Annotated in this window: 26 protein-coding genes; 7 read left to right on the top strand and 19 right to left on the bottom strand. The window is 54.9% G+C overall.

All coding sequences use genetic code 11. From position 1 onward, the window contains the following. Window positions 1-40: 40 nt before the first annotated feature. Together ACO6TI_RS14915 and ACO6TI_RS14910 are read left to right on the top strand one after the other, a co-directional pair. Window positions 41-640, top strand: coding sequence for an NUDIX domain-containing protein (locus ACO6TI_RS14915; RefSeq protein ID WP_108873063.1), 600 nt, complete (start codon window positions 41-43; stop codon window positions 638-640). After that, complete coding sequence (locus tag ACO6TI_RS14910; RefSeq protein WP_422385313.1) at window positions 634-942, top strand: DUF4406 domain-containing protein; 309 nt, start codon at window positions 634-636, stop codon at window positions 940-942. Before ACO6TI_RS14915 ends, ACO6TI_RS14910 begins: the two co-directional genes overlap by 7 nt. A 171-nt stretch (window positions 943-1113) precedes the next feature. On the opposite strand, the gene ACO6TI_RS14905 is transcribed toward ACO6TI_RS14910, so the two are convergent. From ACO6TI_RS14905 to ACO6TI_RS14885, 5 genes are all read right to left on the bottom strand, one after another. Beyond that, window positions 1114-1401 (bottom strand): SemiSWEET family sugar transporter, encoded by a 288-nt coding sequence (locus ACO6TI_RS14905; protein ID WP_422385194.1) that lies wholly within the window; start codon window positions 1399-1401, stop codon window positions 1114-1116. Window positions 1402-1540: 139 nt separating this feature from the next. Beyond that, window positions 1541-2491 carry a DUF389 domain-containing protein gene (locus ACO6TI_RS14900; RefSeq protein ID WP_422385193.1) on the bottom strand — a complete coding sequence of 317 codons (951 nt, stop codon included), beginning with the start codon at window positions 2489-2491 and terminating at the stop codon, window positions 1541-1543. 209 nt (window positions 2492-2700) lie between these two features. Then, window positions 2701-3837 (bottom strand): HupE/UreJ family protein, encoded by a 1137-nt coding sequence (locus ACO6TI_RS14895; protein ID WP_422385192.1) that lies wholly within the window; start codon window positions 3835-3837, stop codon window positions 2701-2703. Further along, entirely contained in the window at window positions 3834-4649 is an 816-nt protein-coding gene (locus tag ACO6TI_RS14890) for a peptidyl-prolyl cis-trans isomerase (RefSeq protein WP_422385191.1), read from the bottom strand. Before ACO6TI_RS14890 ends, ACO6TI_RS14895 begins: the two co-directional genes overlap by 4 nt. A gap of 39 nt (window positions 4650-4688) precedes the next feature. Further along, entirely contained in the window at window positions 4689-5933 is a 1245-nt protein-coding gene (locus ACO6TI_RS14885) for an arginase family protein (protein ID WP_422385190.1), read from the bottom strand. A 139-nt stretch (window positions 5934-6072) separates the two neighbouring features. Here ACO6TI_RS14885 and ACO6TI_RS14880 point away from each other — a divergent pair, with 139 nt between their 5' ends. Further along, on the top strand, window positions 6073-6999 hold the full coding sequence (locus ACO6TI_RS14880; RefSeq protein ID WP_422385189.1) for a helix-turn-helix domain-containing protein: 927 nt from the start codon (window positions 6073-6075) through the stop codon (window positions 6997-6999). A gap of 425 nt (window positions 7000-7424) precedes the next feature. Here the strand turns inward: ACO6TI_RS14880 and ACO6TI_RS14875 are convergent, their stop codons facing one another. Further along, window positions 7425-7943 carry a Crp/Fnr family transcriptional regulator gene (locus ACO6TI_RS14875; protein WP_196896169.1) on the bottom strand — a complete coding sequence of 173 codons (519 nt, stop codon included), beginning with the start codon at window positions 7941-7943 and terminating at the stop codon, window positions 7425-7427. 66 nt (window positions 7944-8009) lie between these two features. Here ACO6TI_RS14875 and ACO6TI_RS14870 point away from each other — a divergent pair, with 66 nt between their 5' ends. Both ACO6TI_RS14870 and ACO6TI_RS14865 read left to right on the top strand, forming a co-directional pair. Next, window positions 8010-8597: a hypothetical protein gene (locus ACO6TI_RS14870; protein WP_422385188.1), complete on the top strand. Its 588-nt coding sequence runs from the start codon at window positions 8010-8012 to the stop codon at window positions 8595-8597. Between the two features lie 40 nt (window positions 8598-8637). Then, the gene (locus tag ACO6TI_RS14865) at window positions 8638-8994 is read left to right on the top strand and encodes a hypothetical protein (protein WP_422385187.1); all 357 of its coding nucleotides are present in this window, start codon (window positions 8638-8640) and stop codon (window positions 8992-8994) included. A 74-nt stretch (window positions 8995-9068) separates the two neighbouring features. On the opposite strand, the gene ACO6TI_RS14860 is transcribed toward ACO6TI_RS14865, so the two are convergent. The 10 genes from ACO6TI_RS14860 to hmgA form a co-directional block, all read right to left on the bottom strand. Beyond that, window positions 9069-11540, bottom strand: a complete 2472-nt coding sequence (locus ACO6TI_RS14860) for a methyl-accepting chemotaxis protein (protein WP_422385186.1) — start codon at window positions 11538-11540, stop codon at window positions 9069-9071. Between the two features lie 209 nt (window positions 11541-11749). Further along, complete coding sequence (locus ACO6TI_RS14855; protein WP_055111917.1) at window positions 11750-12916, bottom strand: ABC transporter substrate-binding protein; 1167 nt, start codon at window positions 12914-12916, stop codon at window positions 11750-11752. Between the two features lie 352 nt (window positions 12917-13268). Beyond that, window positions 13269-13481, bottom strand: a complete 213-nt coding sequence (locus ACO6TI_RS14850; protein WP_055111914.1) for a DUF2783 domain-containing protein — start codon at window positions 13479-13481, stop codon at window positions 13269-13271. Next, window positions 13478-15091 carry an FAD-dependent oxidoreductase gene (locus ACO6TI_RS14845; RefSeq protein ID WP_422385185.1) on the bottom strand — a complete coding sequence of 538 codons (1614 nt, stop codon included), beginning with the start codon at window positions 15089-15091 and terminating at the stop codon, window positions 13478-13480. Before ACO6TI_RS14845 ends, ACO6TI_RS14850 begins: the two co-directional genes overlap by 4 nt. 23 nt (window positions 15092-15114) lie before the next feature. Beyond that, a complete protein-coding gene (locus tag ACO6TI_RS14840) occupies window positions 15115-15639 on the bottom strand; it encodes a DinB family protein (RefSeq protein WP_422385184.1) in 525 nt (174 codons plus the stop codon). 8 nt (window positions 15640-15647) lie between these two features. Further along, complete coding sequence (locus ACO6TI_RS14835; protein ID WP_196998298.1) at window positions 15648-16253, bottom strand: hypothetical protein; 606 nt, start codon at window positions 16251-16253, stop codon at window positions 15648-15650. Then, window positions 16250-17209: an MBL fold metallo-hydrolase gene (locus ACO6TI_RS14830; protein WP_422385183.1), complete on the bottom strand. Its 960-nt coding sequence runs from the start codon at window positions 17207-17209 to the stop codon at window positions 16250-16252. The genes ACO6TI_RS14835 and ACO6TI_RS14830 overlap by 4 nt, the downstream gene beginning before the upstream one ends. An 89-nt stretch (window positions 17210-17298) precedes the next feature. Beyond that, window positions 17299-18306 carry a fumarylacetoacetate hydrolase family protein gene (locus ACO6TI_RS14825; protein WP_055111907.1) on the bottom strand — a complete coding sequence of 336 codons (1008 nt, stop codon included), beginning with the start codon at window positions 18304-18306 and terminating at the stop codon, window positions 17299-17301. Between the two features lie 5 nt (window positions 18307-18311). Further along, window positions 18312-19181: an MBL fold metallo-hydrolase gene (locus ACO6TI_RS14820; protein WP_422385312.1), complete on the bottom strand. Its 870-nt coding sequence runs from the start codon at window positions 19179-19181 to the stop codon at window positions 18312-18314. A gap of 8 nt (window positions 19182-19189) precedes the next feature. Beyond that, window positions 19190-20563 (bottom strand): homogentisate 1,2-dioxygenase, encoded by a 1374-nt coding sequence (hmgA, locus tag ACO6TI_RS14815; RefSeq protein WP_055111905.1) that lies wholly within the window; start codon window positions 20561-20563, stop codon window positions 19190-19192. Window positions 20564-20785: 222 nt separating this feature from the next. Here hmgA and ACO6TI_RS14810 point away from each other — a divergent pair, with 222 nt between their 5' ends. Next, a complete protein-coding gene (locus ACO6TI_RS14810; protein ID WP_055111903.1) occupies window positions 20786-21103 on the top strand; it encodes a hypothetical protein in 318 nt (105 codons plus the stop codon). Window positions 21104-21148: 45 nt separating this feature from the next. Here ACO6TI_RS14810 and ACO6TI_RS14805 read toward each other — a convergent pair whose 3' ends face one another. Together ACO6TI_RS14805 and ACO6TI_RS14800 are read right to left on the bottom strand one after the other, a co-directional pair. Continuing rightward, on the bottom strand, window positions 21149-21619 hold the full coding sequence (locus ACO6TI_RS14805; protein ID WP_055111901.1) for a DM13 domain-containing protein: 471 nt from the start codon (window positions 21617-21619) through the stop codon (window positions 21149-21151). 109 nt (window positions 21620-21728) lie between these two features. After that, on the bottom strand, window positions 21729-23204 hold the full coding sequence (locus tag ACO6TI_RS14800; RefSeq protein ID WP_055111899.1) for an ATP-binding protein: 1476 nt from the start codon (window positions 23202-23204) through the stop codon (window positions 21729-21731). Window positions 23205-23465: 261 nt separating this feature from the next. Here ACO6TI_RS14800 and ACO6TI_RS14795 point away from each other — a divergent pair, with 261 nt between their 5' ends. Further along, entirely contained in the window at window positions 23466-24122 is a 657-nt protein-coding gene (locus tag ACO6TI_RS14795) for a cupin domain-containing protein (RefSeq protein ID WP_055111897.1), read from the top strand. Between the two features lie 4 nt (window positions 24123-24126). On the opposite strand, the gene ACO6TI_RS14790 is transcribed toward ACO6TI_RS14795, so the two are convergent. Next, window positions 24127-24669, bottom strand: a complete 543-nt coding sequence (locus ACO6TI_RS14790) for a DUF2867 domain-containing protein (protein WP_422385182.1) — start codon at window positions 24667-24669, stop codon at window positions 24127-24129. Window positions 24670-24811 lie beyond the last annotated feature (142 nt).

Here is a 24811-nt window from a genome sequence, read left to right as displayed (position 1 = left end):
TTTGCACGTTACTGCTTCCCAGAGCCAGGAGCAAGATTTTATGAATTCACGTGAATACTACCGTCCGATTTCGAAGGAAGTTCTGTCAGACGACTGGGGTCTTTTGACAAAGCACGAGTTTGAGCTTCTCAGGCGCAATGGTGAATGGCAGCGACAGACCCGCGAGACTTATGATCGTGGCAATGGAGCGACCTGCCTCCTTCATAATCCTCAGACAGATCACGTCTTGCTCACGCGTCAATTCCGACTTCCGGTATTTCTAAATGGTGGTCTGCATTCGATGATCGAGACGCCCGCCGGACTGTTGGACGGAGCGCGTGCCGATGAGCGGATGCGGAAAGAACTCATCGAAGAAACCGGCTTTGAGGTCGACACCCTGACGCATTTGTTTGACGTTTACATGAGCCCGGGCTCGGTGACGGAGTATCTCGCATTCTTCAAAGGCACCTATTCCGCATCCGATCAGACCGGTGATGGCGGTGGCACGTTCGAAGAGGGCGAGGACATTGAGGTGATGCAGGTTGCGCTGACGGAGGCGATGCGGATGATCGAGAACGGTGCGATCTGTGATGGCAAGACGATCATCCTGCTTCAACATCTTTTCATCAACACGCTTTTGAAAAGAGCCGAGACATACTGATCCTGATTTCCGGACCCTACCGTTCGGGGACCAACGACAATCCCGAAAAGATGGCGGCAAATCAAAACGCGCTTGAAGCGGCATCATGGCCGATTTTCCAGCCCGGATACATCCCGATGATTGGCGAGTGGGTTGCTCAACCTGTCCGGCGAGCAGCCGGAGGGAAACTGCCGGGCGATGATCTCCATGAAGAGATTTTCTGTCCCGCCGCGGAGCGGCTTATCTCGATCTGCGATGCAGTGTTGAGGTTGTCCGGCGACGGTCGCGGTGCTGACAACGACGTTGAGCAGGCCAAAGCGTGACTGCTGCCGGTCTCCCACAGTCTGGATGAATTTCCGAACGCCCAGGCGCGGCAAATCAGTCTATGTCGCAGCCGCTGCGAAGGTCAGCAACTGTTTCGAGCGTAAAAGAGCGTGCACATACCAACGCCATCTATTGATATCGCTAATCAACGCTTCAGCACTTAGCGCCTGTCATGTGGTTTTTGACTGCAATCTGTCCGTGCGTTGAGGCCCATCATATCGATACTTTAGAAAAATCATAGTTACGATTGTGACGCAAAAGATCGCATTCATAATGATAACAGGTAAAAGCCCCAAGGCGATTGCATAGATCTCATATGCTATGATGCTGATGAGCGTCGTTGCCAACATCATCCAGGATATGTCATCGGTCGACTTGGTGACCAGTGCCTTCAGAATTTGCGGAAAAAAGCTGATCATCGCAAAAGTCCCACCGACATAGGCGAGCAGGTCTATCATGGGCAAAAAACTCCTTTGGCGTGGCCTGGACCTGTTTTTGAGCTTGCAACTCAGCGGCGCCCCACCCTGAATCAGATTCACGCATGGAGCGTATCAATATCCAAAAAACTGTCTGTCATGAATTGTAAGAAATGCCCCCCTATTTCGGAGAGTCTGTTGCCTCGAAAGTAAGGATGTCCACGGCACCGACATCGATTTTAATGCGAACCGGCTCCTTTACATCGCGCGCAAGCTGAGATGCGAACTGATTCAAGTCTTCCTGTGCGGATTCCAGGTCGTCACGGCCTGCTGTAATTGCCAAGGCAATAACAACAGTCCCTTCACGAAAATCCACACCCATCGTATGGATTAACATGCCCTTGCGTTTGATGTCTGTGAAATGGTCCTTGTCTAGATTTTTATCTATCAACCTGATCACGCGGTTTTTGACGTAAATCTTGTAGAACGCTTGCTGGAGCGGTGGCAGCAGGACATAACTCCCAAGTACAAGAGCAAGAAGTACTGCCAACCCTTTTTTCCATTTGCCATAACCCTGAACAAAAAAAACAAGTGTCGAAACGAAAATGATGCCGACGAAGTTCGTCAGGAAGAGCAGAAACCCTCCCGCAGCTATATCAAAACCACCATTTTGCAGGCCAAACCCCTCAAACCCGATGCCGACATCAAAACCCAGATTTGCCCCTAGCGCCAATCCAATACCTGTCACTGCAAGGGGTGGAACAAGCGCAACCGCAATGGCGACACCGGCAATCGAGTCGGCGATCTTCGGTCGAGTCTGTGCATAGGCACCCGCGCAGCCCGCGGCGAGGGCCACGACAAGATCAAGAAGAGACGGGCTTGTGCGTGAGAGGATCTCAGAGCCCACGACATAGGCACCGATCAGTATCGTGCCAAGATATCCGATACCGATGACGCTGAGAGCGCCGAGCACAACAGTCAGGGAAGCGATTAAGATTACCCGGAAATCGAAGTCAGCAATACCGAAGGCCGTGCTCATGATGGGCGACATCAAAGGCGCGATAATCATCGCACCGATGACAGTCGCAATGCTGTTTGAGATGAGGCCCAGCGTCGCCAGTATGGCGCTCAAGGTCAACATGATGAAAAACGGTACGGTCGGTTTTGCGGCGTGTTTCATCCGGCGCGTCAGGTCGATCGGTTTCGTTGGGCCGCTGTCTTCAGGATCCGATTTCGTTTCGGCCCAAAAGTCGGAAAAAAACCGCCTCAAAGTCAAACCTCTTTCTCTTTTTGCGTCGTAAACCGGTCACGGCCAAAACCGATGGCAAAACTTGCCTGGGCTCAAAGGGCGACAATCGCCGCTGATCGTTCCAACGTCCAATACATGGCAAGTGCACCGATCAAATATGTTGGAACCAGTTCTACCCGGCGTGGGAAACAAACTCCGATCATGCTGATTGTTTTCACTGCCATCAGGATCGCAAATACGAAGGTGAGTTGGCCAAGTTCAACGCCGATGTTGAAGAACAACAAGGCAATCGGAATTTCTCCCCGAGCCAGCCCGATCTCAGACAGGGCACCGGCAAAACCGAGACCGTGCAGAAGACCGAACGCAAATGCGATGATCCACGGATATCTATGGGTGAGACTGACCCGCCCCTGTGCCGCATGAACAATCTCAACGCACAAAAAGACGATCGACAGAGCGATAACCGTTTCGACCGGCCCCGATGGCAGTTTCACATAGCCGAAAGTGGCAAGACCAAGTGTAATGGAGTGTGCAGCGGTGAAAGCTGTGATGGTTTTGACCAGCATCCAGCCGTTTCTTACCAAAATCATGAGCGCCAAAACGAAAAGAAGGTGGTCAAAGCCCTCCAGGATGTGTTCGAAGCCCAGAAACAGATAGCGCTTGGAGGCTGCCCACCAGGGGCCTGAGCCCGCTCTGAGCTCATTCATCGGCAGGTTGATGATCCCTGCTTCATTTTTGAAGAGACCGCGCACTTCACTGCCATCTGCCCAGACGACATTGATCATGACCCCATCTCGGCGCCACGGAAGACGCAGGATATCTTCCGCCGTTAAGGTGCGCTCGCCACGAAATTCAAAGAACTTCCACGGTCCAGCCTGGTTACCGCGTGGATTGGCCGTAAACCAAAACCCCTCAGGTAACTTTGGTGCCGGGAACGTGGCCTCCGATAAAGCTCCTGTCAGAACCCGCAAAGTGTATTTGTTACCCGACAGCTCATGAAGTTCCGTTTTTGAAACCCCGATGTCGTGTGCAAGCGCAATCCCACAAAAAAAGAACATCGCTATGAAAGCAAGAATCTCAGTCGCGGTTTTTTGGCATCTCACCAAGCGGAAGTGGCCGCGCAGCGCTAACGAAGACATCGCTTTCAAATACTGTGACTTGAATCCGGGTTTCCAGATCTTTTCTTCAAGTCGCTCGCCTTCTTTTGCTGAAGGAAACCCTCTGCTCATTCCCGTCCCACCAAAACATCATAGTCGTCTCGGACTGTTTCCAATTCAACTTCAATGAGCTTGCGTGCTTCTTCTGACTGCCAATCCATGAGGAGATAGGGCTCCACGTCTTCGAATTTCGAAAGTTGCGGTGGGATCAGCCCGGTTCGGCGCACAAAATGAATGCCATTTGAAGACGAAAACGGCCCCATCCATGCATCGGGCTTAGCGTTGACAACGGACAGACCAGCTTCCCTGCCAAAAATCTCCACGAGTTCGCTGCGAGTAGCTTGTACCGATGACCGGCCAAAGGTTGGCGTATAGCGCTCGGAAACAGACCGAAAATCCGCACCTTGGTCCAATTGCTCCAGAAGGCCGTCCGGGATCGATGCTTCCTCACGAAAAAAGACATGATCGACTTGAAACTGTTCTTCCGATGTATAGCGTTCTGTGGAGTCCTGGAAGAAGTCTTTGAGTTGTTGTTCAGTCGGCGTGTCCAGTTCGGCGACCAAGAGACCTCTCATTTTCAGGATCATATTGCGACGCATGCGACTGTCACCCTCATTGAGGCCACGCTTATAAGCCTCGCGGTAGAGAATTTCGTCTTCAACATGCGTTGCAATCAGATCTTCCACCTCCGAAGGAGCTATATCCCTCAGCTCAATATTTTCCTGCCGCGCTACGAGGTAGTCGATGGTGCTCTGGTCGACGATGATTTGTTCTTTGCGCGCCGACGCGAAAAAAGCGTCGGCGGCAAAAACGAGCCCCCCCAAGATCAGGAAATGAAACAAGGGCTCGCGCCAGAAAGGCGTTTTGGTTCTCAACTCAAACAATCCACATCTCAACCGTTGAAAATCCGGCAGATTGGTACTCTAGTTGTCACCGCCGTTGTGCAGGATACGCTCGGGATCAAAATACAGCGGATCTTCGATGCCTTCACGCCGCCCCTGCATACCAGCCATCAGCGAACGTGCAAGTCGATCCATTAGTATACCCGTGGATTGGTGGGCATCGTCCAGAAACGGGTTGTACTCGTTGAACTCGGCTGCAACGATCTCATTCTGTATCCCTACCGCACGCATCAACTGAATGGCTTGTTCAGCAGTCAAACCGCCGGGCTCCGACGTGCCAACCCCCGGCGCATAGGCCGGATCAACACCGTCCATGTCGAACGAGACATAAAGCTTCATGCCCTTCAGTTCGCCAAGCAACCGGGCCAGCACCGCGTCCCATCCATCCTTTTCGATCTCTGTCTGGAAGTGGAACCGCAGCTTGTTTTCGCGCATCCATTTCAGGTCTTTGTAATCCGGTGTGGATCCGCGAAGGCCGATGTGGTGAAGCTTTGCACCATCCAGCAAGCCGCTATCAACCGCCAGTTTGAAAAACGATCCGTTATGAACAAAGTTACCGGCTTCTTTGCTGTAGGCGTCGTAATGCGCGTCGATATGCAGGACCGCAACCTCGCCTGGGCCGTGTTTCTGTCCGAGGGCTGTCATGAAAGCGTAGCTTTGGATGTGCGTTCCACCAATCCCGATAGGAACCGCCCCGGCATTGATTATCTCAGAGAGCACTTTATGCACTTCATCGAGATTGGTCTGGTTGTCAGCCATCCAATTTGCAGCAATCGTTCCGTAGTCGGCCACCACGAGCTCGGAAATATCGACACCAAGCGCCTGATCTGTGCCTTGGAACGGGTAAAACAGATAATCGGTAAGCGACCGCATCTTCATCGCAGCAAACCGACCACCCGGCAGCATCTGGTCGCCAATCGAGAGGCCGACCAATGCAACATCCACCTCTCCCGCTACCAAGTCTTCGGGAGACATGGCAATGGGCGCACCCATGAAAGTCGGGATCGAATTCCACAACGGGCCGGTCACGTAGCGGTTAGGATAGAACAAGCCCGGCTGGCGCTCGGGGTCATCCGACGTGTCACGCCGAGCAAACAGATCGTCCTTACTGTCTTTGTAAATCAAGACATTCGGGTTGTTCGGATCTTTCCAAGGCGCCCACTCGAATGGGATGCCGTTGACGCTGTTCTCTTGTGCGTGGATGGTACCGGGAACTGCTACAAGAGCGGCGACGGTCAGAGCTATCAGAGAAACGGAAAATTTCAAATCGGCCTCCATTGGGCAAAGCGCCATAGCGGAACTAAAAGGGTTAGCCTCAATTTAAACCATGTGTCGCTCTTTTCTTTTATGCAGTTTGTGCAAAGTTAAAGGTAATAAGCGCGTGCATTCTTTATGATCGAGATCGATGATGCTGACACATGCAACAGTCCACGGATTGGAACAAATAACTGATATTGTTGTCAGTTCGCAAAGCCATGAGGTCGATGTTCTTCAGCTTTCTGCCGGCGAAGCAACGTGCAGTGCTATGTTGCTTGAGTTCGCTGATCTACGGCTTGTAAGAACCAAATTTGGCGCCCGGCACCGATGGATCGACACAGGAAATGACCGCTCTGTTCATCTTGCGGTTCCGGCAAAAACAACACGCTCCGGAGCCACCGTAAATGGGAAGTCTTACACGGCTTCAAATCTATTCTGCCGCGCTGGTCCTGGCAGTGTGGCCTCGGTTTCGGAACCAGACTTTGAATCATTCGAAATCGTATTGAGTGAAAGACTGGCCGACGAAGTGGGACACCCTGACGATATCGTTGCATTCCTCACTCCTGCAAAGGCGGCACATGACCAGTTGACTGGTTTGTTGCACAAGGCGCTAATGCTCTCTGAAGGAGGGAAAGTTCAAAATTCTGTAACATCAGAGCAGGTTCTCGGTGCAGTCAGTGGAATACTAGGAGCGGTACCTGTTTCCACTTCTGCACCAAATGCGGCAAATCGAAATCGCGAATTGATAATCTCACACGCAGAAGCCATCATGAACGACTGGGATCCGGAGGCCAGACTGGAAATAGAAGACCTCGGTTGTGAACTCGGCATATCACGCAGAACTTTCCATCACGCCTTCAGGGAACATTTAGGCATTGGCCCGGTGGCGTTTTATCGCCTAAAGAGGCTTCACGCATTGCGAGCCAGCCTGAAGGTTGCCGAGCGCGGGAAGATGCTGGTTGCAGATGTCGCTCATTTGCATGGTTTCTTTGAGATTGGACGAATGGCAGGCTATTACAAAGAAATTTTCGGTGAATTGCCGAGCGAGACTTTGAACCGACAGCGGCCCCGTTGAGACCAATCGTGCAGTACAAACAAGCGGCCAACTTGGTGATTCTGGACCAAACTTCAATGCCAGAACCCCAAGCGGCCCTCGCGGTCTATCTACTGGTGTACGCCTAGGCCACAAGTCCACTAATGGCGATCGCGCGCGACAAGCGCCCGCTTGTTCAACTTTCATCATGGGTAAAGTGTGCTGAAATGAATAGCCTTTTTGCAGGACTAATCGAGGCCAGCCAAATGGCTATTACGAACGTTCGTGATCGATAGGATCAATGACAGCTTCGGGGCGTGAATAACGTTCGTTCAACGGTCAGCAAAGTTCCCATTGCTGTTGTCGGTGCCCGGTGCAACCAATTTCCGGAATGAGCCTCGTCTACCGAAATACCCCTCCGTAGCAAAAGTCTGCCCATGCCAATCAGCGGCCTGGACGATGAACCCTCACCTTCGCCGACGTGCCAGCTCGCGATAGAGTGCGGGTGGCGATACACCTATCTGATCGGCAACCCTTATCCATCCGCCAGACGGTGGTTCACCGTTCAAATCCAACCAGGCGTCCAACCTGTCCGACACCCGGCGAAGGCGCAATATCTCGATGCGCGCCCGTTGGGACTGGATCTCCCTGGCATAAGTTTCGATAAGGCCTAGAGCATCGTCTGGCCGGTCACGCAGCGCAGATCGGAAGGTGGCACGAGGCATGAACGCTATCTTGGAATTCAGGCATGCGATCGCATCGCAGTGATAGGTCTTTGCTGACAACGACGCCTCGGCCAGAGCCATTCCAGACGTGGCAACGCTGAGCGTAAGCGCGGTTCCATCCGCGAGCGGGCGCTCAAGCGCGACCATGCCGGATCGAACAAGATACATCGACCGAACGCGATCTTCCCGACGAAAGAGAATAGCACCCTGCTCCAAGGTTCTTGTCGGCGCATCCTCAAATAACTGCTTCCAGTCTGACATGATAGAAATCATACGACGTGGGTACAACGTTGGATAGGGTGTTCTCGACAATTGCGAGGCAAGAGAATGAAAACGAAGACAATTTTGGCCGTCGTAGTGCTGCTCGGTGGAGCGGCCTTTGCAGTTGCCCAAACGACCCACTCAGGCCATGACGACAGCACGGATCACGCGACCCACGTTCAAGACCAGTCACCCCGGGGCACGATCCTGAGCGAGCCGGGACAAGGGGCTTTCGCGGCGCTTTCTGAAGTTGTGCGCGTGCTCGAAGCCGATCCCGACACCGACTGGGGCCAAGTTGATCTGGCGGGCCTGCGGGCGCATCTGGTTGATATGGATCGCCTGGTCTCAGACGCGATTGTGGAAGAGACAGCACTGCCGGACGGCCTTACCGCGATTGCGACGGGGGATGCTGACACGGTCGCCACACTGCGACGCATGGTGCCCGCACATGCAGCCCAATTGGCGCAGGACGACCGCTGGACCGTCACAGCAATCGAAGCGGAAAACGCAGTGGAACTGCGCGTCACAAGTAACGATCCCGCCGTGGCCGCGCGCATAAAGGGGCTGGGCTTTTTTGGACTTATGGCAAGTCAGGACCATCACCGGGAACATCATCTGATGATGGCGCGTGGCGCAGATGCCCACGCACATTGACGTGGCCTGACACGTTTCGCCCAAAGCCGGAGCTCATGTCTTGGCACAAGGGATGCGAAGTCGATGGCAACCTGCCGTTCGACCGGCTGGATTGGAAGGCAGCAAAGTCCGCATTTTCCAGATTCTCGCTGGCGCGCATTTCCATGATCTGGTCATGGCCTTTGTGATGATTTCAACGAGAGTGATCGCTCCAGCTTTCACTGTTTCAATGCTGACGGGTTCGCCGGCAACTCCGGGAAGGGGCATAAAGAACAAAAGAAACAACAACTTCTTCATCAGTCACGCCAAACAAGAAGGTAGCGAAACGCGAAACTGCTCGTCGACGAAGTCAACTATGGTGCTTGAAAAATGCAAAGACCGCCGGCTGCAAAAGCCGGCGGTCCATTCATCTCTTTAAAGTTTGAAGCAGGCCTCACCAGATTTTTTCAAGGCCCAGCTTTTCTTTCAGCTCTCTTGCTGCGCGTTATTGGATCACGCGGCAGCGACCTTGGCCAGGAAGTCATCGACCACGACCTTGATGTGGCGTGCCTGGTCCGCGACCTCGTTGGATGCCATTTCCACCTGGCCCGCAGATTGTGCGGCTTCGGCGACAGCGCTCATGACACTGGATATGTTGTCAGCCACACCCTGGGTCCCTTCTGCCGCATCACGAACGTTTCGGGAAATCATCGCCGTTGACGCGTCTTGCTCCTCAACTGCCGCCGCAATGGCGGACGTCGTCTCGTCAGCCTGTTCCATCGTGTCACGGATCTCCTGGATCGCGACGACAGACTGTCCGGTTGATGACTGGATTGCCTCGATCTGCGTGGCAATTTCCTCTGTCGCCTTCGAGGTCTGGGTCGCCAATTCCTTGACCTCCGCAGCAACCACCGCAAAGCCCTTCCCGGCCTCACCTGCTCGTGCTGCCTCGATCGTCGCATTCAGGGCCAGAAGATTGGTCTGTTCCGCAATGGCCCGGATCAAAGTGACGACTTCGCCGATCTTGTTTGCCGATTCAGCGAGCTCCGAGACCTTCTCGGTCGTCATCCGGGCACTTCCGGAAGCGTTTGTGACAATCTCGGTCGCGCGGGAGACCTGTTGCCCGATTTCCGCGATCGATCCGGCAAGCTGTTCTGCCGCCGAGGCAACCGATCCGACGTTTTCGGATGCGGCCGTGGAACTTGCTTCTGCTTCGGAGGCCTGAGAGGCGGTCTCAGTGGAGATCTGGCTCAGAACCTGTGCTGTGGATTGCATCTGATCCATGTTCGCGGTGACATTGGCAAGCACGGATTCCATCTCGTCGCGGAAGTCCGTGATCATGTCTTCGATACGGCTCTGCCGCTCCAGTTGCGCGTTTTGTTCTTCCCGGGACACGGCTTCCAGGTTGTTGCGTTCCACCGCGTTTTCCTTGAAGACTTCCATTGCCTTTGCCAGATCACCGATTTCATCGTTGCGGTTTGTTCCGGCGATATGTCCATCGAGCTCACCGTCGGCGAGCGCTCGGGTAATACTGACAAGACCCAGCAGCGGTTTCACCAGTCCACGGTCGACGACAAAGAAACCGATTGCACCTGCAATCACCAGGCTTGCAATCCCGATGGCGATCAGAGCAAGAGACCCGTTGTCGAACAGCCTGTTGATCTGTGTCGTTGCCTGATCTACCGCAGCCAGTTCCATTTCGATGAGCGAAGCGACGGACTGACCGATACGCTCAACTGCGGTGAACATCTCCGTCACCTGTTCGTTCGACTTCCTGGTGCTGGTGAGTTCTTCCAGGTGATCGCGCAAAAGACCGTTGTCGGGATTGCCATACGCCAGAAGCTGTTCGAGTTGTGCCTTGATGTCTTCAGACCCCAGGGTATCAAGGCCATCACGCATGTGTTTCGCGTCGGCTGTAATTTTCTCCTGAAGCGGCACCAAGAGCGCCGGATCCTGCGTCAAGCCGCCTTGAACAAGGGTTGCGACAAACTTGTTGGCAAAGGCCTGTGCTTCCAGGGTGCTCTTCAACTGGCCCACTTGATTGTTCAGCAGATCGGTGATGATTGCCGAGTTTTCCGTTACAGCCTCTTCCGTGTCGATCGTCAGCGTGAACAACTGGTCGTCGATCTGCATGATGAGTGCATCATCAATTGCTTTTTGCAGGCCGATTGCTTTCTGTAACGTCTGCTTCTGCTCGCCGGCCGTAATGTTGTTCGCGCTGCTTTTTGCCAGCGTGCTTGCAACCAGTTCGTTCAGTTCGTCAAACTCGGCTTCAGCACCCGTAATCAGCTCGAGCGCGCTCAATTCCTGACGATAGTCGGCAATCTTCTTCTCTGTCGCGATGATCTTGTCTTCGAAGAGGGTCAGCAGCGCAGCATCATCCACAAACGCGACAGTTTCGGCCAATCCGACAAGCAGGTTGGTTTCCGCACGCAGCTCCAGATAAAGTCTGAGCTTTGCCATTTCAGTATTGGCAAGATTGTCGACGAGTTCCTTGCTCTGAGTTGCCGCGTCTTCGCCACCCAGCACAACGGTAAAGTAGGCATCGTCCACGATTGGCGTTATCGCACTGTTTACACCGTCATAAGCCTTGAAAAGAGCAGCCATGCGCGCATCTTTTGCATCTCGCGCAGCAATTTTTTCCTTGGTGGCCTGATCGAGGACGCCCAGGCGTTCCTTGAAAGTATGGCTTTGGGAAAAGAGCGCTTCAACAATCTCGCGGTTCGAGTCCGAAGCGACAAAAGTCGTTTCTATGCCTTCGATGACAGCGACAGATTTCTGAAGAGCCTGAAACGAAACTTCCTGGGACTGCAGCGTCACGCTATTGGCTACAGCTGCGGCCGCAGTCGCAACTTCCGTACTTGAAAGCGCCAGCTGGGCTGCATTTTCAATTGAAGGCAGCCGTTTTTCAGAAAGTTCCGCAAAACCGCTTTCGACCCTCTGAAAGGAAAAAAGGCCTATGCCGATCGCTGTCGCGGTCAGCAAGACCAATCCCGCAAACGCGGTGAACAGTTTTCCCCGGGTCCTTAAATTGAATGATGATCTCATCCGAGAAGGCCCTGAAAAGAATTTTTTAAACCCAACCATGTTCCCGACAGTCCCCCAAAGAACACATGCTCTGCCATGTTATCCAACCCCAGATGGCAGAATGGAATTTCGCTGGCCCGTGTTCCGGGCCAGCGACAAGGAGCTCATTAGCTCGCAGGCTTGTCGATCGGCGAGAAGCCGCCGTCTTTTTGAATGGTCGTCAGGAAAACGTCGTTCATGCCCTGGTTGTCGTCCTGACCGAAGGACAGGGTCACACCGCCCAGGTCAAAGTCACCAGTGGACCAGAAAGCGTTCAGGAAGTTTTCACGCGTGACGTCTTTTCCGGCTTTTTCCAGCCCCATGACAGCCAGTCGACCAACCACATAACCTTCCAGCGTGACAAAGCCCGGCTCAGCAGAAGGATCTTTTGCCTTCAGTGCAGCCTGATATTCCTTGACGAGCGGAACAGTCGTGTCCCACGGGAACGGAACAACCTGGGAGATGATCACACCTTCACCGGCATCACCGAGTTCAGCAGAAAGGGCTTTCGAGCCGACGAAGGAAATGTTGACGAATTCCGCATCCATCTTGACCTTCTTGGCAAGCTTGATGAATTCCGCGATCGGCTTGTAGGCACCGACCATGACAACTGCCTGCGGCTTTGCCTTGCGAATTTCAAGAAGCGCAGACTTAACGGCGGTGGTGTTGCGCTGATACGTACCTTCCGCGACGAGTTCCAGGCCACGCTTTTCCATGGCAGCCTGAACACCGGCAAGACCGACACGGCCAAATCCGTCGTCCTGATAAAGAATGGCGATCTTGTCGAGGCCCAGCGCGCCGTTCAGGTGATCGATCCAGGCTTCGGTCTCCGCAGCGTAGGTCGCCCGGACGTTGACAATGTTGCCGTGCGCCGGATCACGCAGGAAACCAGCTCCGGTGAACGGACCGACAAACGGAACTTTCGCAGCTGTTGCAATTGGCTGGGTCGCCTTGGAGGTCGGCGTGCCGACCGGGCCGATCAGACCGAAGACCTTGTCGTCATTGATAAGCTTGTTGACCGCTGCAATCGAACGATCCGGCTCGTAGCCATCGTCCATGCTGATCAGTTCGATCATGCGCCCGTTGACGCCGCCAGCAGCATTTGCTTCGGCAAAGGCTGCTTCGATCCCCAGCTTCATTCCCGTGCCGAGAGCGGCAGCCGGCCCTTCAAGAGCAGCAGCCTGACCGAATACGACCTTGGAATCCGTGATACCATTTTCCGCAAGCGCCGGACTGATCGACATCATAAGTGACGCAGCCAGCGTTGAAACTAAAGCATTTCTCAATGTTGTCATTATTTGAGCTCCCCCAAAGAGTGTGCGACGCACAACTGCACGTCTATTCCGCTAAGGTAGAGTCAAAGTATTAAAAACCAGTTTTCGTTGAATACACAGTTGTAACTTCAGGTTTTACATTCACCACAAGATTTATATTTATGAGCTTGAAATTCATGTTTTAAGGTGCTGAGTTTACACATGAAAACTCAAAATCCGACTGATTGAAATTTAGCAGCAAATCGCTGCAACTTTCGAGATTCCAGCCAATTTTTCAGCGCGCACATTCAAGAACACCCTAGGGTTTCATTGTAATAACAACCCAATACAAACCCTTTTTGCGCGTGTCTCTCGTTCAAGATTCATATGCCGCTCAATATTGTTGCTTCGAAACCCGGTCCACTTTCGCAGCCTCCAACAATTGACGCAGTTCGCCCAGATCCCCGATACGGTTTGCCATCAGCAGAATGAGCCGTGCGTTGAAGGCATCGCTCTCTTCCTTGCCGAGTTTCTCATGAGCGGAAAGCAAATCGGCGTAGAACGCGTCGGGAGCTTCCAGATTTGGTGTGGTGACGCTTTCGCTCATTGAACCTTCCCTCCGATTGCCTTGGCTAATGCCGCCCCGATCTCTGTTTGATCGTAATCCAGCCATCGCGCCGCGACATGCTGATCCGGGCGGATCAGGTAGATTGCGGCTTCGGCGTTTCCAAGATAGCGATCCCGGAGCTCCGGACTGATGTTTTCCCTGCCGATAGTGATGCCGGTGAGCGAAACACCGTTGATCTCGTTGTCTGACGGAATGTCGACGCCAAGCCCGAGAAGCACGAATTCCCCTGTCAGGTGATCAAGCAGCCAATCTTCACCGAGTGGTGCATCCACAACGGTACTGCCCGGGCGGGTTCTTTGCGGCAGAGAACTGACATCCGGACCGTTCAGCGGCGAGCCGTCATACGTGCAAGGGACGGACAGGCGCCCTGAATTCACAAGCGGCCGGGCAAATTCGTAGTGTTCCGAGAGATCGAGCACAGCATCGCGGAAAATCCGGCTCATTTCCGATTTCGGTGTTATGAAATCCGTCGAGCGGGAGCTTTGCAGTATATTTTCGTCGGCACCATGCTCGCGCTCGAATGAATAACTGTCGAGCAGCGTTTCAGGTGCCTTGCCGTCAAGAACCAGCTTCAGCTTCCAGCCAAGATTGTCGACGTCCTGAAAGCCGGAATTTGCACCGCGGGCTCCGAAGGGTGAAACCTGATGGGCCGCGTCACCGGCAAAGATCACCCTGCCGTGGCGAAACTCTTCCATCCGCCGACACTGGAACGTGTAGATGGATACCCATTCCAGGTCGAACTCAACGTCGTCCCCGAGCATCTGCTTCAATCGGGGAATGACGTTTTCCGGCTGCTTTTCCTTTTCCTTGTCAATGTCCCAGCCGAGCTGAAGGTCGATCCGCCAGACACCGTCCGGTTGCTTGTGAAGCAGTGCCGACTGGTCCTTGTTGAAGGGCGGGTCGAACCAGAACCAGCGTTCGGTCGGAAAATCGGCCTTCATGATGACATCTGCAATCAGGAAATTGTCTTCAAAAACGCGTCCGACAAAGTCGAGGTCGAGCATCCGCCGCGTCGGCGACCCTGCCCCGTCACAGGCAACAAGCCAGTCGGCCTCCAGGTTGTAGGCTCCTTCAGGAGTCTCGATCGTTACAAGCGTATGGTCATCATAGCAATGCAGGTTTTCAACGCGGTTGCCGCCCCGGATTTCCACCGGCTTGCCTTCCGTCTGCAGCGCCCTGATGCGTTCGACCAGATAGAGCTCGCAGTAGTATTGCTGCAGATTGATGAAGGCCGGACGCTTGTGACCGTCCTCGGGCAGCAGGTTGAAGTTATAGACCTGCCGGTCACCGAAATGGACCTTGCCGAGGTTCCAGACGACCCCCTTGTCGACCATTTCGTCACCGCAACCCAGCCGGTCGAATATCTCCAGGGAACGCTTTGAAAAACAGATCGCCCTGGAACCGACACTGACCTTGTCATTGTCGTCGAGCACAACGACTGGAACGTTCGCCTGGGCAAGATCGATTGCCATGGCAAGCCCGACGGGTCCTGCCCCGATAATGACGACCGGGTGGTGGACAGGTGCCGGCGCATCCTGGTCAGCGGTGCGCTTGTAGGGATAGAGCGGCACTTCAAATAATTTGGTCACAGGTTTGTCTCCCAGCTCCCACGTCACATGTGTTTTTCAGCCGCCGAATGGCGGTCGAACTCAAGAAAGAACTCATCCAGCTGAGGCGGTGCGACACCGGTTCCGGCCAGCATGGCATGCACCTGTCCACGGTGATGGATCTGGTGCTGGAAGAGATGCAACAGCGTGTTGCCAATGGTCTCTCGCATGACACCATTGTTTCCCCGGTCCTGCGCAACGCTTCTGTCCAGATCCGCTTCGCTCAAGCCGTCACAGAACAGAACAAGTTGTTGATCCTGCCAGGTTTGCGCCGATCTCAACTCCTCCGCAGTCTGAAGATGCGGCGTCTCGTAGACTGCCAGGCCCTTCCCATCTTCGCGCAGTGCATCCAGGTAGTAGCGATCAACTTCCCAGTTGTGATTAAGCGTTTCCCGGATCGACGGGAAAAAGCCGCTCCGCTCGGCCTCGAACTCTGCCTGACTGAGGCGGCAGCACGCCTGATAAAGCCGTTCGTTGGCATAGGCATTGTTGCCCGCCATCAGTCCGAGGTGTTGAAGTGCTGTAGACATGAGGACCTTTAGTACAAGCCAAATCGAGCGTGAGAACTTACAAGTTCCTCGAGCTCTGGTTCCAGATCTCCAACGCCGTCAAATACCCGCTTTGCGTGATCTATCATATCGTCTGAAGCAGCAAACAGCGTTCCACTGCCACAAAGGTCCGATTGCGATACCGCCAGCCGGTCTCCAGTATCCAGTATTGGAGGGCTAGGAAACACACCGTTTGCAAGATCCTGAGGTTCGCGATGAAACTTCCACATGCTACCGGTGTTCACATTCAATACTGCAAGGCCAAACAAGAACTTTCTGCCTTTCCATGTTGCGTGTTGGCAAGCCAAAGACGCTTCATAACCTCCTGCAGGTAAAAGGACTATCAGGTCGCTACCTTGCATTAACGGCGCCGCATTCCCGCGGATCTGATCGGTAACTTCGATGACAAACTCCAAAGGTTTGCCTTGAGTTTCAAGAGGCCTCATTTGCTGTATTGTGCAATCCGCGAAGCGCCCGGCCACTACGATTTCTGAACGTATGAGGCGTTTTATACTTCCTGCACCCGAGCGAGTGCATGCCGTAGCAGCAGAGGTCAGCAAAACCAGCATTACGGCTATTGCGACCAGAAATTTCACCCCTGAAGATCCGTCCACATTTTTGCATCCCGTTCGGCCGTCCAGATACGCGGCGTGTCGATGCCGAGTGCCTCGTCATAGGCCCGAGCAACATTGAACGGCAGGCAATGCTCGTAGATCGCGTAGTCCTTGAACTTCGGATCGCATTCGGCGCGGCAGGCGTCCCAGGCCTCTTTCAGCGATCCGCCACCCTGAGCGATCCGGGCGACCGGCCGGTAGGTCGAGGACACGAAGTCGGCCGTGTTGGTCAGCGCCTTGCCCACCATCTCCTTGCCAACCAGCGCGTCGCCGCGACCCGGTGCGATGGCTTCCACATCGAAGGTACGGATTGCTTCAAGCGTTGCCGGCCAGTCGTTGAAATGGCCGTCGCCGCAATAGCAGGCAGAGTGGTATTCGACGATATCGCCAGTGAACATGACGTTCTGGTCCGGCACATGGATGACGATGTCACCCGCCGTATGGGCGCGACCAAGGAAGCGCAGATCGACCCGGCGCTTTCCCAGATAAACGGCCATGCGGTCGTTGAAGGTGGTGGTCGGCCAGGTCAGGGGCGGAATGTCGTTGACATTGTCATAGCCCATGAACAGGCGCGGGAACCGCATGAATTCAGATTCCCGGTCTTCAGCGCCACGCTCCACAACCATGGAACGGGCCTTCTGGCTCATGATCACGGTCGGTGCCTGATAGGCGGCAGCGCCCAAAACGCGCACGGCGTGATAATGGGTCAGCACAAGATGGCTGATTGGCTTGTCCGTGACGGAGCGCACCTTTTCGATCACCTTGTTGGCAAGTTCAGGTGTCGCCTGCGCCTCGATGATCATGACGCTGTCATCACCGACGATGACGCCGGTATTCGGGTCCCCCTCGGCGGTGAAGGCCCAGAGGTCCTTGCCGATCTCGGTGAAGGAGATCTTCTTTTCCGCCATGTCCCCGGCGGATGCGAATTGTTTGCTCATGCGTACTCCCCAGACACTGCGCCTGCTTGTTGTTTGATCCGGACCGGGTCCGGGACCGTGTCAGCTTCGATTTGACCGGCAAGGTCTGCCTAGACCTTCTCCACCGTCTGCTCGATCGCTCCGAAGATCGAATGCCCTTCCCCGTCCATCATTTCGATACGCACCGTGTCACCGAATTTCATGAAAGGAGTCTTGGCCTGACCGTCATTGATCGTCTCAATCATGCGGATTTCGGCAATGCAGGAATACCCGACGCCACCGTCTGACACCGGTTTGCCCGGGCCTCCGTCAAGCTTGTTCGAAACGGTACCTGAGCCGATGATTGCTCCTGCGCCAAGATCACGCGACTTGGCTGCATGGGCGATCAGCTGGCCGAAATCGAAGGTCATGTCGACACCGGCTTGTGCTCGGCCGAACGGCGCGCCGTTCAGATCCACATGAAGCGGCAGGCTCAGCTTGCCGTCTTTCCAGGCATCGCCCAGCTCATCCGGTGTGACAGCAACAGGTGAGAACGCGGAAGAAGGCTTGGACTGGAAGAAGCCGAATCCCTTGCCGAGCTCCGCAGGAATAAGACCGCGCAGAGACACATCGTTGACAAGCATCACCAGCTGAATGGATTTCAAAGCGTCCTCGGAGCTGACACCCATTGGCACGTCGCCAGTGATGACGGCGATTTCGCCCTCCATGTCGATGCCCCAGGCTTCCTCGCGCATTCTGATCGGGTCGCGCGGTGCGAGGAAAGTGTCGGAGCCGCCCTGATACATCAGCGGATCGGTCCAAAAACTGTCCGGCATCTGGGCGCCTCTTGCCTTGCGCACAAGTTCCACGTGGTTGACATAGGCCGAGCCGTCCGCCCACTGAAATGCGCGCGGCAACGGTGACAGGGCATCATGTTCGTGAAACCGGATCGTCGGCACGGCATCGTGCGACAGGCTTTCGGCCAGCAGCTTCAGCTTGGGCGAAATGACATCCCAGTCGTCCAGCGCGGCCTGCAGCGTCGGCGCGATGTGGCTTGCATCGGTGCAAAAGGTCAGCCGTTCGTTGACCACCACCAGCTTGCCGTCCCGGCTGCCATCCTTGAGCGTTGCCAGTTTCATTAATTTCAGCTCCTTGTGATTGTCAGCCCGTCATGGCCGACAATGGTTTTACCGGAAAAGGCTTTCGTGGCATCCAGCCATTCTTCTGTTTCAAACCCGGGCAGATCCGCCGGGATCAGGTGGTTGAGCACGAGCGTCCCGGCCTTAGCAGCCTCGGCAATCTTCGCGACATCGGGCGCCGTTGTATGGCTCGCCAGAAGGTGTTCCCTTAGCCGCGCACCATTGCCCGTAATTTGCACGATCCTGTCAACACCGCGTTCCAGCATCGCCTCGTGAACAAGCACTGCACACCCTTGAGCAAACTTCGCCAACGGCGGAAAATAGGTTGTATCGGCTGAAAGGACGACAGACCAGTCAACCGTTTCGAACCTCAGTGCAAAGCAATCGGCAACCGGCGGATGATCAACCTTCAGCGCTCTCACGGATAGCTTTTCGTCTTCCAGCGACAGGTCGCCTTCACGAATCAGATGGATCTCCACCAGATCACGCAAATCGGGCCGGCCTTCATCGTCGATCCTCAGATCGATGTCGTAGCGCATGGAATTCAGGAAACCGTCCCAGTATTCCATCAGGTCTGCCGGTCCGTAGACCCTCACCGTACGCGCAAGTCCCGTTGTCCATGCGGTGTGAAGAAGCGGCCCGAGTTCCAGCACATGGTCTGAATGCATGTGCGTGATGAAGACAAGGTCGAGGTCCTTCAACTGAACCCCTGCCTCCACAAGGCCTCGGGTTACACCCAGCCCGCAATCGACAACGCATCTTCGGCCGCCGATCTCGATCAGCGAACTGGTCGGCGACGGGCCACCCGGACGTATGGCCGGGCCACCTTTCGACCCGAGAATGACCAGGCGGTCCTTGAGATCCGTTGACGCCATCTGTCCAATCAACCCTTGTTCCACGTTCCTTCCGGGGTCCCGTCAAACTTTTTCTCAAGTGTCTCCCAGCAGTCAATATAGTCGTCCTGAAGCGGTGCTTCCCGGGCAGCAAATTCGGTAAGGTGCTGCGGAAAGCGGGTCTCGAACATGAACGACATGGTGTTGTCGAGTTTTTCCGCTTTCAGATCCGCATTGGACGCGCCCTCGAAGGCATTCTTGTCAGGTCCGTGCGGTATCATCATGTTGTGCAGGCTCGTGCCGCCTGGAACAAAGCCTTGCGGTTTGGCGTCGTACTGACCGTAGATATTGCCCATCATTTCCGACATGATGTTCTTGTGATACCAGGGTGGACGGAACGTATCTTCCATGACCATCCAGCGCTCGCGGAACAGCACGAAATCGATATTGGCCGTGCCAGGCACGCCAGACGGTGCCGTCAAAACCGTGAAGATCGACGGGTCCGGGTGGTCGAACAGGATTGCTCCGATAGGGCAGTAGTTCCTCAGATCGTATTTGCATGGAGCATAATTGCCATGCCAGGCAACGACATCCAGCGGAGAGTGTCCGATCTTTGTCTCATGAAACTGACCGCACCATTTCACTGTTACGGTTGACGGCGCTTCGCGATCCTCGAAACAGGCAACAGGCGTCTTGAAATCCCGCCGGTTCGCCATGCAGTTGGCACCAATCGGTCCCCTGCCCGGCAACTCGAACTTCTGCCCGTAATTCTCGCAGACGAAGCCGCGCGCGGGACCTTCCAAGACTTCGACCCTGTAGACAAGTCCTCGTGGCAGGATGGCAATTTCCTTTGGCTCAAGCTCAATGACGCCGAGTTCCGTACAGAACCTCAGGATCCCCTCCTGGGGCACCACCAGAAGCTCGCTGTCGGCTGAAAAGAAATACTGGTCTTCCATCGATTTCGTGACGAGATAGATATGGCTCGCCATGCCGACCTGGGTGTTGACATCACCGGCGGTGGTCATCGTGCGCATGCCGGTCAGCCAGGTGAGATCTTCATCCGTATGGGGCACCGGATCCCAGCGGTATTGGCCGAGCGAGATGACATCCTCATCAATGTTCGGCGCGCTCTTCCAATAGGGCAGATCTATCTTCCTGAAGCGGCTGGTATGCTTCACAGACGGACGGATGCGATAGCACCATGTGCGTTCATTCTGATGGCTCGGCGCGGTAAATGCCGTGCCCGAGAGCTGCTCACCATAAAGACCGTAAGCACATTTCTGCGGGCTGTTCATGCCCTGTGGCAAGGAGCCCGGAAGCGCTTCCGTTTCGAAGTCGTTGCCGAAGCCCGGCATGTAGTCGGTCTGCGAAGAATTGCGGCCGTTGCCGGACACATCCTGAGTGCTATCCGTTCTCTGATCCATCACGTCCTCCCGGGTCAGGGCTAAATTAGTTACATATGTAACCAATATTCGAAATGGGTCAAGATATATCGGCAATGATTTTTTCAACTTCAATTTATTGAACGCTTAACTATCTGATTTAACTAAAATAATTTACCTACCATCACCCCTTGCCAACAAGGTGTCTTGATCGCCGGGCCAGATTACGCTAAAAAGAACAAACTAAGAACATTTGAGGTAAGCATGCAATTTGTCAGCCCTGTCCAAGGCCAGTTTGCTGTTGTGGTGGCTTCACAAACGTCCGGTTTCGATGCGTTGCCGACCACGGATGTCACGCCGGAAGATGTCCGCGAGATGATGACCTACCTGCGCAAGGCCAAGGAACGGGCGGTCGCCATACGGGATCACTCGCCGGCAGGCAGCTACATGGAAAGTGTTTTGACGAGAACCATCGACGGCATCACGCTTGAACTCTCCCAACTTGACTACCTGCTTGCACGCAAACCCGTCATGCTGGCGGAAAAAGGCCCATCGGACCGGCGCATGCGTCCGGCAATCTGATACGGTCTCGGAAGATCCCGATCTCCCCGGAAGTGTCGTTCGGGTTTACCTGTACTTTCCGGCGGTGATGAACTCACCGAAGGCCTCGCACCACACCAGCACCGTATTGTAATCGTCGATGCTCACGTCCCCGGGAACTTCAACGATGAAGCCGTCGAAAGTCTTGATATCTCCGAGCCGGACAGCAGACTCCTTCATGGCAATAAAGCCGGCCTCATCATCGACGAACTCCTTGACGAGATAGAGTTTGTAGTCCGGGCCAGGCGAGAGTTCGCCTTTGTGGACAATCCGGCGATCGGAAAGACTGATCGTGCCTTCGCCCCAATGGAGCAGGTCGCTACCCTTGAGGTCCCGAGACAGGGGAACCTCATATCTTGCACCTTCCGCCGCTGCAGCCAGCGCGGTCGCGTCCGGCCCATTTGGTTCTGTCAGGATCGGCAGAAAATAGACGCCGAGCGCGAAACCGATGGCCAGAACGGCGCCATGGGAAACCAATAGAAGAAGCAGCTTCAGCATATCAGGTCCTTGTTATCGATTTGGCGTGCGCTTCAACAGGTGAAGACATGTGACGATACAACCAAGTCAAGGTGACAATTGCGTGCAAGACCTTTGAACCGGGCCGCCCTTATGCCGCCGCCTCGTCGCCTGGCGCTGTCTGCCAGCCAAGATCTGTCAAGGTGACAATGCGATTGCCGCGCAGGTCCGTTGCGCAGACGAGGAAACCGCGCTCTTCCATGTGGCTCAACAGCCATCTTGCCCTTCCTGGCGACCTCGTTCCATAAGCTGTTGCAATCTCGATATTGCCCGGACATGGCGTTTTTGCCAGCGCGGCTTTTGCAAGCAGCAGATAAACGCCTCGCATGTCGTCGGGCAATTCCGCCGCGATCAGTTCCGCCTGCGCCCAGGCACCTTCATCCATCTCACCCTTTTCAACCCCTGCCCGCGCAACCGACAGTTTTTCCCGAAAGTTCTGCAAATCCGGCGCGCCGCCTGCCAGTTTGGCAATCCGGCACCGAACCTGGAAATCCTGATAGAGCGTTGCAATCGGCTGGAACGCCGCGTCTTCGTCTTCCAGAATACCTGCAATGATCTCGGCGACTTTCTCCTCGCGCTCACCGAAGTCCAGCAGGTTCTCGGCCTGAGGTAACGCATCTTCGCCGGCCAGTTCGGCGCTGGAAAGCCGATCAAGCACTTCGCCTGTCGAAACGACCGGTTCCACAAAACGCTGTCTGATGGGCCGATGCTCATCTGCTGAGGGCGTGAAGATCAGATCCTTCGCCTCTTCCTTCGGCTGATCCGGCAAAGGCATCAGTTTCGGGCTCCCTCCGCGCCCCATGGTCTCAACGGGGCCAATCTTTATGGGCACGGGCCGTCGTGACAAGGCAGGACCAAGTGCAATGAAATTGCCCCGGTCCAAATTGCGAAAACTTTCAGCTTGCCGGCGTTCCATACCAAGCAGATCCGCAGCACGCGCCATGTCGATATCGAGAAATGTGCGTCCCATCAGAAAATTCGAGGCTTCCGCGGCAACGTTCTTGGCAAGCTTTGCCAGACGCTGGGTTGCAATGATACCCGCCAGTCCGCGTTTACGGCCGCGGCACATCAGGTTTGTCATCGCTCCCAATGAGCGTCTTCGGGCTTCTTCCGTGACTTCACCGGCAGCAGCCGGTGCGAAAAGCTGGGCCTCGTCGACAACGACAACCATCGGATACCAGAGATCGCGATCAGCGTCGAAAAGCCCGTCCAGGAAAGTTGCAGCCGCCTTCATCTGGCGGTCTGCGTCGAGGCCTTCCAGATTGAGAACAACGGAAACGCGGTGCTGACGGACCCTTCCTGCAATCATCTGCAGGTCCTTTTCCGTACCAACGGCATCGACAACGACGTGGCCGAATTTCTCCGCCAGAGACACAAAGTCTCCTTCCGGATCGATGATCGCCTGCTGCACCCAGTTCGCCGACTGTTCCAGGAGACGCCTTAGCAGATGCGATTTGCCCGAGCCGGAATTGCCTTGCACCAGCAGACGCGTTGCAAGCAACTCTTCCAGATCGAGCCCGGCGCGCGAACCACCCGTCATTTCTCCGATATCGATCTCAACTGTCATACGAATTCGTTCAGCGTATTTCGACGCTTCGATTTCTCCGCTTGTGCCGCCTATCAAGTACGCGACTCAGCACGATTCCTCGGCCATTGCAAAGACCACCGGACAGGAATCCATCGTTTTCCAAGAATTCCACGCAACGGGTTTTCGCATACCGGAAATTCCGGCCCGCCAATCCCCAACGAATTGATTTCTCCTCTCCTCTTCAAAAGCGTATTTGTAGCTCCATCTAATTCTAAGGCACTGCCTTGAGGGAGAGACCAGATGAAAATCCACGCCGATCTGAGCGTACGCGCCGTTGTCGACAGTGCGGCCCTGGACTGGGTGCCCTCGCCGATGGCTGGTGTCGAACGACGTATGCTTGAACGCGATGGTGAAGAAGTCGCGCGTGCGACCAGTCTCGTGCGCTACGCACCCGGATCAGCTTTTTCCGCACACACACATGACATGGGCGAAGAGTTTTATGTTCTGGACGGCGTCTTTTCAGACGAAAGCGGCGATTTTCCCAAAGGCATGTATGTTCGAAACCCTCCAGGCTCAAGCCATGTGCCTTCCAGCGAACCGGGTGCGGTGATCCTTGTAAAGCTGCGCCAGATGCAGGCAGACGATGATGTCTATGTGCGCGTCAACACGCTTGATCCGGCCGGTTGGCAAGTGGGACGGCCGGGCGAATCCATTCTGCCGCTGCATATCCGTCCGGACGAGGAAGTTGTCATGCTCGACTGGGAACGCGGCTCCAGTTTCTCCCAACAGACGTTTCCCGGCGGGGTCGAATATTTCGTTGTGGAAGGCAGTTTCGAAGATCAGAACGGAAGATATGACCAGGGCGCCTGGCTCCGCCTTCCCCCGGACAGCAGCCAGACCATCATGACCAACCAGGGCACAAGGGTCTGGCGCAAGACGGGACATCTGTGCCGTTGAATGCCTAAGACGCAGTTGCCGTCGTGAGCCTCTGCTTAACCGCGGTATCCAGTACGGTTGAAGCGATCTTCTTGTGAAATGGCAGAATCAGAGCGAGATAGACGTGGCCGAAAATGTTGTGTCGCTTGCAACAGGTGGATGCAAAGATCCTGGGTGACCGGTCAGTTCGGCGGAATATCGACAGCCTGAAGTCCTGGTGCCAATCATCCTCGCCGAGAAGGATCTCGTTGTCTTCGACACGGAAGATCCTGAAAAAACCTATCCGGTCACCTGGCTTTCTGTCTTCAAGTGGCGTGTCTTTCTCTTCCAGACCGAGATCTTCGGTTGTTTTCAGCCCGAACGGCTTGACAACGGTATCACGCAGCGAGAGCAGCGCGTTCATCCAGCCGATCTCGGCCATCAGGATGTGATCAGCAAGGACACGCATGTCCGCAGCTTGAAGATCCGGCCTTTCTGCCAGTGACACGGAATAGACGTCCATGAAATCACGTGGTGCATAATAGGTGTTGAGAATGCTGTCACTCGGCAGTCTGTCTCGAACGCTCATATCAAGACCCCATCTGGTGTGCTTTCCGGGACAATACACCATCACATCAACGTCCTCATCGCGCCGATTGACACACCCCGCGACACATGGACTTTCTGTTGGAATTTCCACCTGGAAAACTGGAAGCCGTTACGTCCGAAGA

Origin of the sequence: Roseibium album (genome assembly GCF_965233825.1) — a bacterium.
GTDB classification, from domain to species: domain Bacteria; phylum Pseudomonadota; class Alphaproteobacteria; order Rhizobiales; family Stappiaceae; genus Roseibium; species Roseibium album.
Note: the sequence above shows the minus strand (reverse complement) of the source record. Positions and strands in the feature narration are given on the sequence as shown.

Coding starts and splice junctions, on each gene's coding strand:
- ACO6TI_RS14915 (WP_108873063.1), top strand. CDS start 41: ATGAATTCACGTGAATACTACCGTCCGATTTCGAAGGAAGTTCTGTCA.
- ACO6TI_RS14905 (WP_422385194.1), bottom strand. CDS start 1,401: ATGATAGACCTGCTCGCCTATGTCGGTGGGACTTTTGCGATGATCAGC.
- ACO6TI_RS14895 (WP_422385192.1), bottom strand. CDS start 3,837: ATGAGCAGAGGGTTTCCTTCAGCAAAAGAAGGCGAGCGACTTGAAGAA.
- ACO6TI_RS14880 (WP_422385189.1), top strand. CDS start 6,073: ATGATGCTGACACATGCAACAGTCCACGGATTGGAACAAATAACTGAT.
- ACO6TI_RS14875 (WP_196896169.1), bottom strand. CDS start 7,943: ATGTCAGACTGGAAGCAGTTATTTGAGGATGCGCCGACAAGAACCTTG.
- ACO6TI_RS14870 (WP_422385188.1), top strand. CDS start 8,010: ATGAAAACGAAGACAATTTTGGCCGTCGTAGTGCTGCTCGGTGGAGCG.
- ACO6TI_RS14855 (WP_055111917.1), bottom strand. CDS start 12,916: ATGACAACATTGAGAAATGCTTTAGTTTCAACGCTGGCTGCGTCACTT.
- ACO6TI_RS14850 (WP_055111914.1), bottom strand. CDS start 13,481: ATGAGCGAAAGCGTCACCACACCAAATCTGGAAGCTCCCGACGCGTTC.
- ACO6TI_RS14840 (WP_422385184.1), bottom strand. CDS start 15,639: ATGTCTACAGCACTTCAACACCTCGGACTGATGGCGGGCAACAATGCC.
- ACO6TI_RS14830 (WP_422385183.1), bottom strand. CDS start 17,209: ATGAGCAAACAATTCGCATCCGCCGGGGACATGGCGGAAAAGAAGATC.
- ACO6TI_RS14825 (WP_055111907.1), bottom strand. CDS start 18,306: ATGAAACTGGCAACGCTCAAGGATGGCAGCCGGGACGGCAAGCTGGTG.
- ACO6TI_RS14820 (WP_422385312.1), bottom strand. CDS start 19,181: ATGGCGTCAACGGATCTCAAGGACCGCCTGGTCATTCTCGGGTCGAAA.
- hmgA (WP_055111905.1), bottom strand. CDS start 20,563: ATGGATCAGAGAACGGATAGCACTCAGGATGTGTCCGGCAACGGCCGC.
- ACO6TI_RS14810 (WP_055111903.1), top strand. CDS start 20,786: ATGCAATTTGTCAGCCCTGTCCAAGGCCAGTTTGCTGTTGTGGTGGCT.
- ACO6TI_RS14805 (WP_055111901.1), bottom strand. CDS start 21,619: ATGCTGAAGCTGCTTCTTCTATTGGTTTCCCATGGCGCCGTTCTGGCC.
- ACO6TI_RS14800 (WP_055111899.1), bottom strand. CDS start 23,204: ATGACAGTTGAGATCGATATCGGAGAAATGACGGGTGGTTCGCGCGCC.
- ACO6TI_RS14795 (WP_055111897.1), top strand. CDS start 23,466: ATGAAAATCCACGCCGATCTGAGCGTACGCGCCGTTGTCGACAGTGCG.
- ACO6TI_RS14790 (WP_422385182.1), bottom strand. CDS start 24,669: ATGAGCGTTCGAGACAGACTGCCGAGTGACAGCATTCTCAACACCTAT.